Annotated in this window: 1 protein-coding gene; it reads right to left on the reverse strand. The window is 34.8% G+C overall.

The window, feature by feature from the left end:
- A partial coding sequence (locus GXK56_RS27515) for a DDE-type integrase/transposase/recombinase (RefSeq protein ID WP_160693492.1) occupies positions 1 to 647 on the reverse strand: 647 nt, incomplete at its 3' end.
- Positions 648 to 682 lie beyond the last annotated feature (35 nt).

A 682-nucleotide genomic window follows, 5' to 3' on the forward strand; every position in this document is an offset into this window, starting at 1 on the left:
CTTCTAGATTTAGTTAGATGAAATGCTAAAACAAATCTAGTTTCTGAGTCAATAGCTAACCATAGATAGTATTTCTGTCCATTAATAAATACAACTGTTTCATCAGCATGCCAATCATCTGATAATAAATTGAGATTGGCTGTGAATCGGCTAGCTTTTTGCTTGAAAAAAGGCGCGAATTTATTAGTCCAGTTAGCTATTGTAACATGAGATACTTTAATTCCAGAGTTTATCATTAAAAATTGAGAGATAGCTCTAGTTGATGAATTGTTTAAAAAATACAGTGTTAATGCTGTAAGGATAACATGCAGTGGAAAACGCATTCCTTTCATTGAAAAGGAACCGGTAACTGCTTCGCTAGAAGCTTCATTAATATTTAATGTATGATGTTTAACTGCTATGTGATTGCAGCTTTTGTTATTGCATTTATAACGGTTGTAATGCTTATAGGAGTGATGCAAGTATGTACCTTTACCGCACTTTGGGCATTTAGGATAATTCATTTTAGGCAATCCGTCACCGTCGCCTAAGGCGAACTGGCGCTTACACTGCTTACATTGATACTTTTGATTAGCCTGCTTATTCAAACCAAACTTATATAGTTTATCAGAATAACAGCGGGGGCATTTTATAGTAGTCTTGTTCATTACGTTTCTCTCCTTCTTAAGGGGGTATTATTAAG

This window comes from Clostridium sp. C2-6-12 (genome assembly GCF_009928485.1).
Taxonomy (GTDB): domain Bacteria; phylum Bacillota; class Clostridia; order Clostridiales; family Clostridiaceae; genus Clostridium.